The sequence below is a fragment of the Photobacterium chitinilyticum genome, assembly GCF_004104355.1.
GTDB lineage: Bacteria > Pseudomonadota > Gammaproteobacteria > Enterobacterales > Vibrionaceae > Photobacterium > Photobacterium chitinilyticum.
In genome coordinates this window covers 68,500-83,946 of record NZ_RJLM01000003.1, presented here as the reverse complement: position 1 = coordinate 83,946, position 15,447 = coordinate 68,500, and the positions used below count along the sequence as shown (strand labels likewise).

13 protein-coding genes and 1 tRNA gene are annotated in these 15,447 nt (G+C 45.5%); 12 read left to right on the top strand and 2 right to left on the bottom strand.

The features are described from left to right. The first annotated feature begins 125 nt into the window (after positions 1–125). Genes selD through grdB form a run of 3 tightly spaced genes read left to right on the top strand, consistent with a single transcriptional unit; the run spans position 126 to position 3,832 of the window. A complete protein-coding gene (gene selD / locus EDI28_RS09425; RefSeq protein ID WP_128783612.1) occupies positions 126–1,175 on the top strand; it encodes a selenide, water dikinase SelD in 1,050 nt (349 codons plus the stop codon). A gap of 51 nt (positions 1,176–1,226) precedes the next feature. After that, the gene (locus tag EDI28_RS09420) at positions 1,227–2,519 is read left to right on the top strand and encodes a glycine/sarcosine/betaine reductase component B subunit (RefSeq protein ID WP_128783611.1); all 1,293 of its coding nucleotides are present in this window, start codon (positions 1,227–1,229) and stop codon (positions 2,517–2,519) included. 14 nt (positions 2,520–2,533) lie between these two features. Next, a complete protein-coding gene (gene grdB / locus EDI28_RS09415) occupies positions 2,534–3,832 on the top strand; it encodes a glycine reductase complex selenoprotein B (protein ID WP_128783610.1) in 1,299 nt (432 codons plus the stop codon). 471 nt (positions 3,833–4,303) lie between these two features. Here the strand turns inward: grdB and EDI28_RS09410 are convergent, their stop codons facing one another. Then, positions 4,304–4,729: a GrdX family protein gene (locus EDI28_RS09410; RefSeq protein WP_128783609.1), complete on the bottom strand. Its 426-nt coding sequence runs from the start codon at positions 4,727–4,729 to the stop codon at positions 4,304–4,306. 389 nt (positions 4,730–5,118) lie between these two features. Here EDI28_RS09410 and EDI28_RS09405 point away from each other — a divergent pair. The 5 genes from EDI28_RS09405 to EDI28_RS09385 all read left to right on the top strand — a co-directional run bounded on the left by EDI28_RS09405 (position 5,119) and on the right by EDI28_RS09385 (position 11,834). Then, a tRNA-Sec gene (locus tag EDI28_RS09405) sits at positions 5,119–5,210 on the top strand. A 330-nt stretch (positions 5,211–5,540) separates the two neighbouring features. Further along, entirely contained in the window at positions 5,541–6,908 is a 1,368-nt protein-coding gene (gene selA, locus EDI28_RS09400; protein ID WP_128783608.1) for an L-seryl-tRNA(Sec) selenium transferase, read from the top strand. Then, the gene (gene selB, locus EDI28_RS09395; RefSeq protein WP_128783607.1) at positions 6,905–8,710 is read left to right on the top strand and encodes a selenocysteine-specific translation elongation factor; all 1,806 of its coding nucleotides are present in this window, start codon (positions 6,905–6,907) and stop codon (positions 8,708–8,710) included. Before selA ends, selB begins: the two co-directional genes overlap by 4 nt. 246 nt (positions 8,711–8,956) lie before the next feature. Beyond that, complete coding sequence (locus tag EDI28_RS09390) at positions 8,957–9,904, top strand: DUF4382 domain-containing protein (protein ID WP_128783606.1); 948 nt, start codon at positions 8,957–8,959, stop codon at positions 9,902–9,904. Between the two features lie 214 nt (positions 9,905–10,118). Next, on the top strand, positions 10,119–11,834 hold the full coding sequence (locus EDI28_RS09385; RefSeq protein ID WP_128783605.1) for an NAD-dependent malic enzyme: 1,716 nt from the start codon (positions 10,119–10,121) through the stop codon (positions 11,832–11,834). A gap of 98 nt (positions 11,835–11,932) precedes the next feature. On the opposite strand, the gene EDI28_RS09380 is transcribed toward EDI28_RS09385, so the two are convergent. Beyond that, entirely contained in the window at positions 11,933–12,265 is a 333-nt protein-coding gene (locus EDI28_RS09380) for a DUF3392 domain-containing protein (RefSeq protein ID WP_128783604.1), read from the bottom strand. Between the two features lie 206 nt (positions 12,266–12,471). Here EDI28_RS09380 and arfB point away from each other — a divergent pair, with 206 nt between their 5' ends. The 4 genes from arfB (at position 12,472) to EDI28_RS09360 (ending at position 15,377) form a co-directional block, all read left to right on the top strand. Further along, positions 12,472–12,885 carry an alternative ribosome rescue aminoacyl-tRNA hydrolase ArfB gene (arfB, locus tag EDI28_RS09375; protein ID WP_128783603.1) on the top strand — a complete coding sequence of 138 codons (414 nt, stop codon included), beginning with the start codon at positions 12,472–12,474 and terminating at the stop codon, positions 12,883–12,885. A 92-nt stretch (positions 12,886–12,977) separates the two neighbouring features. After that, positions 12,978–13,427, top strand: a complete 450-nt coding sequence (locus EDI28_RS09370) for a hypothetical protein (protein ID WP_128783602.1) — start codon at positions 12,978–12,980, stop codon at positions 13,425–13,427. Between the two features lie 87 nt (positions 13,428–13,514). Continuing rightward, a complete protein-coding gene (locus tag EDI28_RS09365) occupies positions 13,515–14,411 on the top strand; it encodes an aspartoacylase (protein ID WP_128783601.1) in 897 nt (298 codons plus the stop codon). Between the two features lie 114 nt (positions 14,412–14,525). Continuing rightward, positions 14,526–15,377, top strand: coding sequence for a DMT family transporter (locus EDI28_RS09360; RefSeq protein WP_199287395.1), 852 nt, complete (start codon positions 14,526–14,528; stop codon positions 15,375–15,377). Positions 15,378–15,447: the final 70 nt, after the last annotated feature.

Genomic DNA, 15,447 nt, shown 5'->3' with positions numbered 1-15,447 from the left:
TGTAGCCCAATACTCCAGTCAATCTACTTCGATGACAAGAGAAGTCACTTATTAGGAAATTCGCGAGCGCGAAATCGGCAGCATAGAGAGTAGCGCTATTACCGTCCGTTATTAAGGATATAGAGATGACAGAAACAGTAGTGCGTCTTACGCAGATGACCAAAAAAGCTGGGTGAGCGGCGAAAATTGGCCCTAAGGCCATGGCGCAGGTTCTGCAGTCCATTTCACCCCTATTTCCCGAACAAGCGTATCCCGATCTGATGGTTGGGTTGACGGTAAGTGATGATGCTGCCGTCTACAAAATTACTGATGATATTGCCGTTATTCAGACATTGGACTTTTTTACTCCAATTGTGGATGACCCGTATGACTTTGGCGCCATAGCTGCTGCGAATGCACTCAGCGATGTATACGCCATGGGCGGTCAAGTAACATTGGCAATGAATATATTTTGTGTTCCAAGTGATCTTCCCCAAGAGGTCGTTGGCCAAATCCTCAAAGGTGGAGCGGAGAAAGTCCGTGAAGCTGGTGCGGTATTGGTTGGTGGTCACACCGTCGAAGACGATGAGCCGAAATTCGGTTTGTCGGTAATGGGTACAATCCATCCTTCCAAAGTGCAAACCAAGGCAGCTGTTGACAGCGGCGATATCTTGGTACTTACCAAGCCAATTGGTACTGGCTTAATTTCAACCGCAGCAAAACGGGGTAAGGCTAGTCAGCAGGCTATTGCGGCCTCAACCGACAGTATGAAAAAGCTTAACCGTAAGGCTGCAGAAATTTTCGCTCGCTATCCGGTGAAAGCCTGTACTGATGTGACTGGTTATTCGCTTCTTGGCCATGCTCTGGAAATGGCTGAAAAAAGCGAAGTTTGTATGCACTTTAATGCGACCCAGGTGCCTTTCCTGATTGAAGCAGAAGATTACGCCGCCCAGGGGTTATTCCCCGGTGGGGCGAAGCGTAACCTGGATGCCTATCATGACGAGATTGAATTTGCACCGGATCTAGATGAAAGCTGGCAGCGCAAGCTTTGTTGTCCGGAAACATCCGGCGGCTTGTTGGCAGCGGTACCGAAAGATTGTCTGGATGCTTTATTAACTGAATTTAGTAATAGTGAAGAACCATGTTGGGTTGTCGGGTACGCCGAGGCAGGAGCCGGCATCAAAGTAAGCCATTAGTACGGATATTGAAGGCTACCCATCCCAATTGACGCTTGTTTGGAGATATAAATGAAACTCGAACTAGGCAATATTCATGTTCGTGATTTGGCTTTCGGGCCAGTGAGCGAAGTAAAAGAAAATACAGTTGTGATTGAACAGCAAGCACTTTTGAACTACTTGTGCGAACTGGATCACCGCATCCGCTCGATTGAACTATCAATCGCAAAACCAGGCGATAGCATCCGCATCATGCCGGTAAAAGATGCTATTGAACCACGAGTGAAAGTCAACGGTGGTGGAGACATCTTCCCCGGACGTCACTTAGGTGAAGAAGCAATGGTTGGTGAAGGTCGTACGCATGTGCTGAAAGGTATGGCGGTGATCACTACCGGTGAGGTTGTCGGCTTCCAGGAAGGTATCCTGGATATGAGCGGCCCTGGTGCGGAATTCACACCATTCTCTTCAACCATGAACCTGGTGATTCAGTGTGAAGTGGATGAATCTTGTGACCAGTACGATCACGAAGGTGTACTTCGTCTGGTTGGACTGGAAGCGGGTCGCTGGATTGGTAAGTTGGCAGCTGATGTTGAGCCAGACGAGATCCACACTTACGAAACAAAACCGCTGCTAGAGCAGGCGGCTGAGTATCCTAACCTGCCAAAAGTCGGTTATGTTTACATGCTGCAGAGCCAAGGCCTACTGCACGATAGCTACTATTACGGTGTTGATGTAAAAGGCATGCTTCCTACACTGATGTACCCAACAGAAGTGATGGACGGTGCAATTATCAGCGGTAACTGCGTGTCGGCGTGTGATAAGAACACCAGTTTTGTTCACCAGAACAGTCCGGTTATCTATGATCTTTATCGTCACCATGGTTCGAAGTACAACTTCATGGGCGTTATCGTGACTAACGAAAACGTCACTCTGCGTGACAAAGATCGCTCATCTAACTTTGTCGTTAAGCTTGCCAAGCAAATGGGTTGGGACGCTGCGATTGTTAGTGAGGAAGGCTTTGGTAACCCTGATGCCGATTTGATGATGAACTGTGCCAAGCTAGAAGCAGCCGGTATTCAAACTGTCTTGCTGACCGATGAATATGCAGGTCAAAACGGTGAAAGCCAATCATTGGCGGACTCTCATAAGAGTGCTGATGCCGTGATCACCAATGGTAATGCTAACCAGTTAGTGACACTACCTGCGATGGACAAAGTGATCGGTCATGACCGCTATGCGGATATGGTTGCCGGTGGTTTCCATGGCAGCTTGCATGAAGATGGCTCTATCACGGTTGAAATACAGGCTATTCTTAGCGCAACCAGTGAACTTGGTTATCATCACCTCACCACTAAAGCAAGCTAAGCGAGGATACTCACATGACATTGAAAGTAGTTTATTACTTGAACCAATTCTTCGCCCAAAAAGGTGGCGAAGAGATGGCCCACATTCCGATGGAAGTGGTAGAAGGTACTGTTGGCGTTGGTTCACAAGTGAACACGATGCTACAGGACAAGGCTGAGATCACGCATACAATTATCTGTGGTGACTCCTATTTCAACGAAAATGAAAGCTTGTGCTGCCATGGATTGCAAGAAATCCTAGCTCAGCTGAAACCGGATCTGATTGTTGCGGGTCCTGCTTTCAACGCCGGTCGTTATGGTATGGCTTGTGGTACCGTGGCGAAAGTTGCGCACGAAATGGGTATTACCACCATTTCAGGCATGTACCTGGAAAACCCTGGTTATGAACTGTTCCGTCAGTATGCTTACATGGTTGAAACTGGTAACAGTGCAGCGAGCATGCGTAAAGCCATACCTGCGATGGTTAAGCTGATTAACCGCTATGTTGAAACGGAAGGTGACGTTGGTTCACCAGAAGAAGCGGGTTATATGCCTCGTGGTATCCGCGTGAATTTCTTCGCAGAAAAACGTGGTGCAGAGCGTGCAGTTGACTTGCTGATTGCCAAGCTGGCAGGACCTGAGTTTACGACTGAATATCCTATGCCGGTGTTTGACCGTGTTGATCCTCAGCCGCCAGTTGAAATGATGAGCACAGCTAAGATTGCGCTAGTGACATCAGGTGGTGTAGTTCCTAAAGGTAACCCTGACCATATCGAATCTTCAAGTGCATCTAAGTATGGCGAGTATAGTATTCGTGGTTTGGAAACCTTGACGGAAGAGACTCATGAAACAGCACACGGTGGATATGACCCAGTTGCTTGTAACCAGGACCCTAACCGAGTTCTTCCAGTCGACGTGTTGCGAGACATGGAACGAGAAGGTGTTATCGGAAGCCTGCATGACATGTTCTACACCACGGTCGGTAACGGTACGGCGGTCGCGAAGGCGAAAGAATACGGCGCAGAGATTGCGATGAAACTTCAGAAGGCTGGGGTTACCGCAGCCATATTTACTTCCACTTGAGGAACTTGTACTCGTTGCGGTGCAACGATGCTTAAAGAAATCGAGAAAGTAATGCCTGTAGTTCACGTTCTAACTGTCGTGCCTATCTCTAAAACGGTCGGTGCAAACCGTATCGTTCCTGCAATTGCGATCCCTCACCCACTGGGTGATCCTAAGATGCAGCCGAAAGAAGAGAAGTATGCACGTCGTCAGCTAGTTGAAAAAGCACTAGGTGCACTTCAGACTAAGATCGATGAGCAGACTGTGTTCTAAATATTAGAAAACAATAGAGCAAGAAGCACTAAAGCCAACCGGTTTTTCGGTTGGCTTTTTTTGTTTCTGCATTCCGAAACTGGAAGATGGAGATTTTCTATCTAGTGTGAGAGTCGTTAGCTCCGAGCTTTCAATCCCCTCCAGCTCCCCCTTCTGGTAACAGTTGTTGCCAAGTTAGAACTTCACTTTAGGGGGAGAGTTATCCACTGTGCCTGTAGGTTCTTCATCAGTAGGAAGTTAGTCATCACCGTTAACAGCTGCGACTGTATATGAGTGGTGATAGTTCAACATCAGAGAAAGTCCTTCCCCTTGTTCAATAATTTATTGAGATCGAAAGAGTTTATAAAAGGGGAAGCTAGATGGGGTTGGTCATACCTGGTTCAACGATGACTTAATAACCTGAAGCTGGAGATAGTAAGCTGGTAAAGGATCCCCGCCTTTGCGGGGATGACGTTTTGCGGAAGGGGGAATTTAGCTAAGGCCCTTGAAGCCAAGTGAGTCGAGACAGGATTTGATTAGCTGTAGATCAATGAAACCAAAATCAGTCCTTTGCTTTTCAGGAAACTGAACGCCAATCTCTTCATTCGTGAGAGTTAAGTGTTTGGGGTTAGCCTTACAAAGAGCCTGATAACGTTCGATTGCCTGCTCGATAGTGCTCAAAGATTCCATATCCAGTTCGTCATGGTTATTAAACACAATAATACTGCGATAGGGTGTTTCATGAGGTTTGACACTACCCGCGAGAGGGTGGGAGATAAGCTTTCCGCCAAGATGTATTTTATCTCTGGTTAGCATCAATACATCTTCGATATGGTTTCGCTGGGTATACTTTATTGAAGTGTTTAAATCTGCAATGCTTGGATTGTTAGTAATGATCTCAAGTTTGTCGTATCTCATTTTTATATCCCTAAATATAACCATAACAATAAAAGGTTTACTGCTCAGATGGTTATAAAGCGTTCAGTTGGTGATTATTATTATAATAAAAGTAAAGTTATTAATTACTGGCAAACATCTTATTTTTGCTATTTGTTAAACAATATTAGGATAACTAATGTCCATCATGAATTTGTTAACGGCTAATGTGAAAAAGATGTGACTCTGCTGTTTTATTTATGGGTAAATTAACGTGTTACTATCGGTATCTGGTGATAAAAAATGTTAGCCAGATAACCAATTTGGAAAGAAGTTTCATATATGATCATCTTTGCTGAAAAGCTCACAGAATCTCTGTTAAGCACTTTTAAATCATAATCTTATTCGGTATATTGGCCTCATCAAAACGCGGAAGTGGATGGGGTCTGGTGGCCCTCCCGGTCTTCAAAACCGACGTGAGCTGAATAGGCTTTGGCAGGTTCGATTCCTGCTCCTTCCGCCAACTCTTTAACGTGACAATCACTATATTGTCAATTCATAAACGTTATAGAGACTAATTATTAAGAATGAGTATATATTAAATATCTATACTTGTTTTAGTCAGGGTTAGAAGAAGAATGACGGTGGCAATGTTACTCGCCAACTAATAATAGAAAGTTAGTTTTCATCTTTATACTGGCCTCTGAACTCTTCCATACATAGCCCTCTGAAAAAATTCAAAACATTCTCTTGAATGGTTTCTCAATTAGTTACCTGAAATAAATCGAGAACTGGTTTACTCTGAGTATTGATTGAGTTTCTGTTTTCATTAATTTTCAACCGGGGCTTGATTATGACAGTAAGCACCTTATCTTCTATTCCACAAATCGAAAAAATCCTTCAGCAAGCTTTTTTGTCTCCTTATATCGAAAGATTAAGTCGCCCGGTCGTGACTGATATTGTTCGTGAACAGGTACAAACTTATAAAAAAAAGCACTTAAGCGATCCTGATGGTGTTCCGTTCTCTTTAGAGTTGCTTTACGACTATATCGAACAAGGCTGCTGGGTAATGAATCAGCAGCGTCTTCAGCGTGTTGTAAACGGAACTGGCGTTATTGTTCATACTAATTTGGGGCGCTCTCCGTTAGATGCTGAGTTATGGCAAAGCGTCAGCGAGGTAAATACGCATTACAACAACCTTGAAATTGACCTACATACCGGAAAGCGCGGTAAGCGTAAGGGGATGTTGCAGCAGTTGATGCAGTATCTGGTCAAAGGTGAGGACACCTTGGTCGTTAACAATAATGCATCGTCAATTTACCTGATGTTGCATGAGTTGGCTAAAGGCAAAGAAGTTATTGTTTCCCGTGGCGAACAGATTCAGATTGGTGGAGGATTCCGAATTCCAGATATTCTGGCACTCTCTGGTGCCAAGCTGGTGGAGGTCGGAACGACTAACATTACAACGGCGAAGGACTACCTTGATGCGGTAACTGAAAATACTGCAATGGTATTGATTGTTCATACCTCCAACTTCAAGATCCGTGGCTTTACGGAATCAGCTGATATCAAGGAGTTAGCACGGGATCTTCCTGATCATGTCGTCCTTGCTGTCGATCAGGGATCAGGAACGACTTTCGAAGATATGCCTGATGAGCCTACGGTCGCCAGTTATATCCAATCAGGCGCCGATATTGTTTGTTTCTCGGGGGACAAGATACTGGGTGGCCCGCAGGCGGGACTGGTAACCGGTAAGCAATCGTTGATCAAGCAGCTTGAAACAAACCCAATGATGCGGGCATTCAGACCAAGCAGAATTGTGTATTCGTTACTTGAAGAGCTGGTGGTACGCAAGCTGAATCAACTTGAAAGCGGGCAGGGTGTTGCTGAAAGCAAGCGTTCACTCTGTGAATCAGAGCTTGAGAGAAGAGCACGTTTGCTATCGGATGGGTTTGGCGATCAAGTTCGGGCCGTTCGTTCAGAGATGACCGTGGGGGGAGGTTCACTGCCGGATCAAAGCGATCCATCATGGTCAGTTGAGATCATGGCTGATAATGGTCAAAACAAGCGCTCGGCCGAGAAGTTATTACAAGTAATGCGCCGCTGGCCGTTGCCAGTGATCGGAGTGATTAAACATGACAGAGTGCAGCTTAATCTTGCCACGATAGAAGAAGCTGAAATCTCTTATCTACGTAGCCAGCTGGCGGAGGTGTTGTTATGAGTTATGTCGTCGGAACGGCTGGGCATGTCGATCATGGCAAGTCAGCATTAATTAAGGCCCTGACAGGAATAGATACCGCGCACCTGCCACAGGAAAAGAAGCGCGGGATGACGATTGATCTTGGTTTTGCATTTTTTAAGCATCAAGACGGTACGCCTGTTGGGGTTATTGATGTACCGGGCCACGAGCGATTTATTCGTAATATGGTGGCGGGGGTATGGAGCCTCGATATGGTGCTGTTTGTTGTCGCAGCCGATGAAGGCTGGATGCAAATGTCAACTGACCACTTAAAGGTTATTGCATCGATGGGTATCGACAACGTTACCTTGGTGATCTCCAAATCTGATTTGGTCGATGATGAGATGTTGGCGCTGGTTGAGGAAGAAGCGCTGGAACAGTTCCTTGAAATTGCAGGCTTTATTCCAGACTCAATGGTGGTATCTGCCCATCAGCAAAAAGGAATCGATGAGCTACGCTACCATATCTGCCGGAAACTCGATAATCATTCAAATGAAAAACGTCAACAGACGGCAATGCAGCGCCAGGCTCATTTATATATTGACCGGGTGTTCACGGTAAACGGCGTGGGTACGACCGTGACAGGCAGCTTGTGCGGTGGTGAGTTTCATGTCGGACAGAAGCTGATCCTTCAACCGTCAGGGAGGGAGGTTCAGGTAAAAAGCTTGCAGTCCTATCACCAGAATATCGAGACGGCGGAGCCAGTATCACGGGTTGCAATTGCACTGAAAGGTGTGAAGAAAAAAGAGGTTGAGCGCGGGTTTTGCCTGATGGCCTCGAACGAGTCCGGCTTTGTTGTTGATGAATTGATTGTGCGGCTCGACGGCATGTTGTTTGAGAATAAATGTCGTAATAACAGCGAGGTAGAAGTGGCATTTGGCACCTTTAATACGCTCGCCAAAATATTTGTGTTCAAAGGAACTAACCTCGCTCGTCTGCGCTTGAAAGAGCCGGCCTGTTGTTTCTGGAATCAGCGCGCATTGCTCATCCAGCATGGTGGCAGTAGCATTATCAATTGTGGTGCAATTGTATGGGGAGGGGAAGCTGCCAAGCAATATCGCAATAAGCTGTATGATTTGTTAATGGCAATGCCAGATCTGCCGTCATGGGAAGACTATGTCACGATTAACATGTCGTTGTATGGCTACGCTAAGCGAGGTGATCACCAGCTTGATGAAGCTGGGTATAAAGCTTGCAGTGATTGGTTGTTTACCGAAGAGTGTTATAACAGCTCTCATCAAGCAATAGAATCGATTCTCAAGCAAGAGCAGATTGATTTGTCTGCCAATGAACTCAGTGGCAAGCTTCAGATGCCAATTGATGTCTTGTCGGCATTGCTACAGGAGCTTGTTGAAGAAGGGAAACTAAAGCTGAGCGGTGAGCTTTTCTCGCTTGGAAATGGACGCAGTGAAGCCCAGCTATCACCAACGGCAAAACAGATCCTTGAGCGACTGACTCGGGCCGAGAAGCAAGGTTATGAAGCCGATAAAGAGAAAATTCCAGGTGCTCAGAAAGAGCTAAGAAACTTGGTTAGGCTTGGTTTTGTTGTGCCTCTCGAAGGCAAAATTTACTATGAAAAAGGCCTTTATGATGAGTTGGTCAACGAGATCATCGAGGGACGAGAAGTTAACGAGCGTTTTAAGATTTCTGATGCCCGTGACCGAACCGGTCTGTCACGAAAGTATATGATTCCGGTATTGAACCGTATGGAGTCCGATGGCTGGATCAAGCGGGTTGATAATGATCGCCAGGTATTACGTACACCGGAAAAGGTGGCTGCTTAATACGGTTAGAGACGGCTGTTTTACACTAACTATCATGATTCTTCCAGAAGCCTCACGCAGTGAGGCTTCTTTTGTTAGAAAGCACTAACTCGTTTATCGGGAAGCACTATTTTGCTTATTTAGGTCACTTGAGTATCGTTATGTAAAATCTCTGTCAGACTTGCGCCAGACGGGAACTATCGGTTTTGGGAATAATGTAAAGATGGGTATTCTTCCGGTCAGGATTAATTATTGAGAGTTTTATCAATGCGCAAGTTGGTCATTGCCAGTTTAGTTAGTTTGGCGTTAGTAGGATGTGATTCAGGTTCATCGGAAAGTAGTAGCAACAGTGGAAAGTTCAATTTGGCATTCTCGGATGCGCCTGTCGACGGTCTGAAAAAAGTTTGCGTTGCTTTCGACAAGATCACGGTACATCACATAAACGGTAATGAATCTAACTGGGGAACAACGTCTTTTGCTGCGGATCAAGGTTCTGCTGAGTGTGTCCCTGATGGACATGCTATCCCAGTTGATAATAACGGTAACCCTGAATTTATGGTTATCAACTTGATGGCTTATCAAGGCGAACAGTTTTTGCAGGTGCTAAGTGACGAGCAGATGGAAGCTGGCCAATACACTCAGATGCGTTTGTCTGTGCTTGAGAAAGGTAATTACACTGATGGAACACCTTACTCGCATGTTGTTACTGATACGAACGCAACTGAGGGAATTCGTGTTCCGAGCGGAGAATTGAAGCTTGATGGTTTTGATGTGGTGGCTGATGCAACCCAAGCCTATACTCTTGAGTTCGATCTGCGTAAAAGTATGGTTGAAAACGCCAACGGTTATCAGCTGAAGCCTCGTGGTATTCGTTTGGTAAACAATCAAGACGTTGCAACGATCTCCGGTGAAGTAGAGCTGGGAGGTGGTGCGTGTGGCAACATTATCGATGATGCGTTCGTCTATGTGTATAGTGCCCCTACAGGTGGTGCGCACGGGGATTTAGGATCCTCAAGCGAACCATATACTTCGGCAGGGGTTGATCTTATTTCTGGCAAGTTTGAGATTGGTTATGTGCCGCTAGGTAGTTATGACATCGTCTTAGTATGTAATGGCGGCGAAGACGACCCCGAAAAGGCCGGTGACCAGCTAACCATTGATTCGAGTTTTGTTGGTGAAGTATTAACCGCCAGTGGTCGAACGTTCAAATTCTAATATTTGAAGAACCCGGTACCCAAGCGGGTTCTTCATTAAAATAATTACCATAAAATCAACTAATTATTCTCCGAATATCACATTTTTCATCCAACTAAGGGCGTAGAATCTTTCGTTATCTCCTAACGGAGTCAATGTCAGCCCTCCAATTGTCTGTCATCGCCACAGAAATTTCATGAGGACTGATAGTCAAAAATAAGACTGGAGGGATACCATGACGATAGGCAAATATCTGCGTTGGAAAGATGAAGATGGCAATGAGTTCAGACCTGTTTCTTTGACGGGAACAGAGTTGCTTAACGACCGGACACTCAACAAAAGTACTGCATTTACCTACGAGGAAAGAGAGGCTTTTCAGCTGAGTGGCTTGTTACCCCCGCGCGTCCAAACATTTGATGACCAGCTCAATCGTGTTTACGACGGCTTTAGAAATGCATCGACTGATATTGAGAAATACCTGTTCTTGCGTGCCCTCCAGGATCGTAATGAAACCCTCTTTTATGCGTTGTTGTCTCGCCATATTGAAGAAATGACGCCGATTATTTACACCCCGACAGTCGGTAAAGCCTGTCAGGAGTTCAGCCACCGCTACCAGAAAGCCCGTGGTTTATATATCACTGAAGACAATGTAGAAAGCATGGCCGAGCAGGCCCGCCATTTTACCGGTAAAGATATTAAAATAATTGTGGTAACAGATAGCCAGGGAATCTTGGGGCTGGGTGATCAGGGTGTTGGCGGAATGGGAATTCCGATTGGCAAGCTGTCGCTTTATACATTGGGAGCGGGGATCCATCCTGCACACTGCTTGCCAATCGCACTGGATGTGGGTACCGACAATCAGGACTTGTTGGATGATCCTATGTATTTGGGTGTACCGCGCAAGCGTATGCGTGGCGAAGAATACAAAACCTTCATCAAGAAATTTGTTCGTCAGGTGAAGCAACACTTCCCGAAAGCTGTTTTGCAGTGGGAAGATTTTAGCAAGTCGAATGCTTTTGATAATTTGGCCGATTACGAAGATTTCTTACCATCATTTAACGATGATATTCAGGGTACAGGTTCGGTGGTTCTTGCCGGTATTTTAGGCGCAGTCAAAATCAAAGGTGAGTCATTAGTTGATCAAACCTATGTGGTTTATGGAGCTGGTGCTGGAGGGGTAGGGGTTGCTGACCAGATCTATGCCGGTTTGCTAAAAGAAGGCTGTTCTCACACGGCAGCTCGAGACAGGATTTTCATTCTTGACTCTCAAGGTTTGGTTTTTGATGATCGTGAAGGGCTGGATGAATATAAGAAACGGTATGCGAAGCCTCGTTCGTTGGCAGACAATTGGCATACCGAGGTGTTGGGTAAAGTATCTTTGACCGAGCTAATTGATAACCATCCGGTTACGGTTTTGCTTGGTACGAGTGGTATTGGCGGTGCGTTCAAAGAAGAGCATGTCCAGAAAATGATGGAATATACCAAGCGTCCGATGGTATTCCCGTTATCGAATCCGACAGCCAACTGTGAAGCACTACCAGAAGATATTTATAAATGGAGTGACGGACAGGCGATCGTGGCGACAGGCAGCCCATTTGATAATGTTAGTTACAATGGTTATGAATACCGGATTGGACAAGGTAATAATGTGTTTATCTTCCCTGGTGTAGGTCTTGCTGCCATTGTTTCACGTTCGAAGAAAATCACTCTCGATATGTTCACCATGGCTTCTTATGCATTGGCTGAATGTGTGTCTGAGGAGGATTTGGCTGTGGGTTGTGTCTATCCACGGATCAGTGAGCTAAAAGAAGTCTCACTACGTGTTGCTACCAGCATTTTGCACAATATGCAGGCAACGGATCCTAATAGTATTTTGCGAGGCAAAGATGTTGAACAGGAGCTAGCTGAACATATGTGGGAGCCAGCTTACCTGCCTTATCGCAGAGTGTAACAGCGCAGGTTCCGTAACTGTAGAAAAATGCTCGTTGAACAAAAATAAAGCCCGGCTAAATTGCCGGGCTTTATTTTTGTCAGTTTTTGTATCTCGTTCTAGGCTTGTCTGTTGCGTTGTGCCCATGTGCCTATAAAGATAAAAGTCGCTGCAACCAGACATATTAACCATTGGCTGGGAATATGACTGAGCTGATTGGCCAACCAAGGTGAAACCGTGATAATCAGAAAGCCATAACCAAAAGCGTTGACCAGGATAAACACAAGGGTCCGTATTACAAAATTGGTCCCAGATAGTTGCCGTCTGAGTAGCCGGTTAATATCAGCACCGAAAACAACAAGCAGGCAAGCAATCATTGCCGTTGAAATTTCACTAAGCCAAGGGCGGATGAATTGGCCGGAATCTGCTAGAAACTCAATCAGTATATTCATGAAGATAAGAGTAATGATGTTTGATGCAGCAAAGAATACTGGTTCTTATCTATTGCCAGTACTCTCTTTGGACGAGCCTGTAAGCATGATCACATTTAGGATATTTTTTGGTGAAAAATGGATCAGTCATATTTTCGTACAAGTGGTACTAGATACTTTATAATCGAAGCTGAATACCTTTTCGTAACAGGTTTGCACTTCTATTCATGTTAACTATCTCCAATTCTGTACAACTTGCTGACTGGGAAATTGAAATTACCGCGATTCGCGCTCAGGGAGCGGGTGGTCAAAATGTCAACAAGGTCTCCAGTGCGATTCACCTCCGTTTTGACATAAAACGCTCAACCTTACCGGATTTTTATAAAGAGCGTCTGCTTAAATTATCTGATCACCGCATCACAAAAGATGGTGTGATCATCATCAAGGCACAGCAGTATCGTACTCAAGAGCAGAATAAGGAAGACGCGTTATTACGGCTCAAAGAATTGATACAAGCTTCCGTCGTTCAGCAGAAGGCACGTCGGGCGACCAAACCTACGAAAGGGTCGCAGCGGCGCCGGATGGATAAGAAAACTCAGCGTGGGCAGACGAAAAACATGCGAGGGAAGGTTAAGTTTTGAGCAGGTTAACACTTTGATTCTTTAGTTCGTGAAAGATGCCTCGATAGCGTTTAGTTTCACTTCTAACATGATGATGTGTAAAGGTGATATGGATGTCAGAGAAGAAAACATGCCAGTTGCTCCAGTTGTATTTTCGTGAGTCAGAACGTGTCAGGTTGCTGGACTTGGATGCATTGCCGGTATTGGATACAGACGAGCAAGCCAATATGCATGATTGGCTTGCTACCAAGCGAAACTTTTCACCGGACGAGATCGCGTCACAGCAATGGATAAAAACCTGTAGTGCAGGGTATATTACTGAGCTGACATTCTTTCCTGATGGCCGACTGGATGAATATACGTTATTTAATCGCCAGCGAACCACTGGGCGGTGGGAGTTGATTGATGGCGTGATTGAGATGGTTATTTACAAAGGTGAAGACCAGTATCGTTGTGCCGTGCTTGCAAATAGAACGGTTAATATCCATTCGGCAATTGAGTATAAAAACGGTGAGTTGCACTCTTATCTGAAGTTGGCACAAACCCGACCTGTCGAAAATTAGTCTGTTTCACTGGCAAATAGAGAGTGAAACTGGTATTCATTTTATATTGAGATCAATTCTTTAGAATGACGAGTGAGAACCAGGCCTGTGAATACAAGGACGAATACAATTAATTCGGTTGCTGTTATCGGCGGCACGCATGGAAACGAATTCAGCGGGATTTACTTGCTTCGCAAGTGGCAGCAAAATCCCACGTTGATTATCCGAGATTCCTTTTCGACCCAAACTGTTTTTGCCAATCCGAAAGCGTTTGAGGAAAACAAGCGCTATCTTGATTGCGATCTGAATCGCCAGTTTAGCCTTGATGATTTGAACAATCCTGAACTGGCTAATTATGAGCAGAGCAGGGCAAAAGCCATCAACCTTCAGGTTGGCCCGAAAGGGAATGCCAAGACTGACTTCATTATTGATTTGCACAATACAACCAGCAATATGGGCCCGACGCTAATCCTACTGCAGTCTGATGCGTTTAACCGCAAAATGGGCGCTTACGTTAAAGCTAAAATGCCCGAGGCCGTCGTGGTATTGGAAGATCAGTCCACTGTCGAGGAACATTACTTCCTGAGTTCAATCACCAAGCAGGGAGTGATTGTTGAAGTTGGCCCGCAGTCGCAGTCGGTACTCCGTCAGGATGTACTGGACTGGATGGAAGAGATGACTCAGCATATTCTTGATTATGTCGAGTTACATAATACGGGTTCTTTGCCGACGCTACCGGCAAGCTATGAGGCATTCAAATACGAAGAAACGCTGAAGTTACCGGAAGATGATAAAGGGGAACGTATTGGCATGGTACATAGAAATATCCAAGATGCTGATTTCAAACCAATACGTTCGGGCGATCCGGTGTTTACCTTATTTGATGGCAAGGAAATTTGCTGGATAGGGGATTATGAAGCCTACCCGCACTTCATCAATGAGGCGGCGTATTACGATAATAATCTTGCGATGTCGTTGGCTAAGAAGGTGATAGTCGAGGTATAGCGCGTTAAGCGAGATATATCAGTCATAATATAGGGCAGCTCCCCAGCACTTGTGGGCGCTGCTCTTTTTATATCAGTCGCTATAGAAAACAATGATATCTATGTGGGGAGCTTTATGCCGTCAAATCAAATGCAGCTTTCCAGAGTGATGATTGTTACTACGCTTGCGATGTTGGCGTTTGCCGGAAACTCACTGCTAAACAGACTGGCTTTGCTTGATACTGATATAGATGCTGCCACCTTTACATCGATACGTATGCTATCAGGGGCGGTGATGTTGTGGTGGATTTCTACTTGGAAAAACAGTTCTCAGCATACAGAGGGAAACTGGCCGTCTGCACTTGCCTTGTTTATTTATGCTGCAGGTTTTTCTTTTGCCTATATTAACCTGTCCGCGGCCACTGGAGCGCTGCTGCTTTTTGCGGCAGTGCAAACAACCATGTTGGGGTACGGTCTTTGGCAAGGGGAACGTCTGACTACTATTCAATGGCTAGGTTTTAGCTTGGCGATAGGCGGTCTTTTAGGGCTGTTGCTACCCGGTGTGTCGGCTCCACCATTGCTGGGTTCGGTATTAATGTTGGCGGCAGGCATTGCCTGGGGGATTTATTCAATAAGAGGTAAAACGGCTGTCGATCCGGTTTTGGCAACCACTGGTAATTTTCTTAGAGCCGTACCATTTTCCCTAGCGTTGAGCTTTCTGATGCTCGGCAGCATGTCGTTAGACTGGACGGGAGTCGGGTATGCCGTTTTATCCGGTGCTATAGCGTCGGGGATCGGTTACGTGATGTGGTATAGCGTACTTCCTGCATTGCAGGCGACTACGGCTGCTACGGTTCAGCTAAGTGTTCCGGTACTCGCAGCAATCGGTGGGGTCTTTTTCCTTGGCGAGTCGATTTCGATACGCTTGTTCTTGGCTTCTTCTGCGATTCTTGGTGGTATTGCTCTGGTGTTGAGTAAGAAAGGTTAAAGTGAAGCAATAACAATGAAACTGTTATATGCCGCATCCATGCGGCGTTTTTTTTCCTTTCTACACGTCA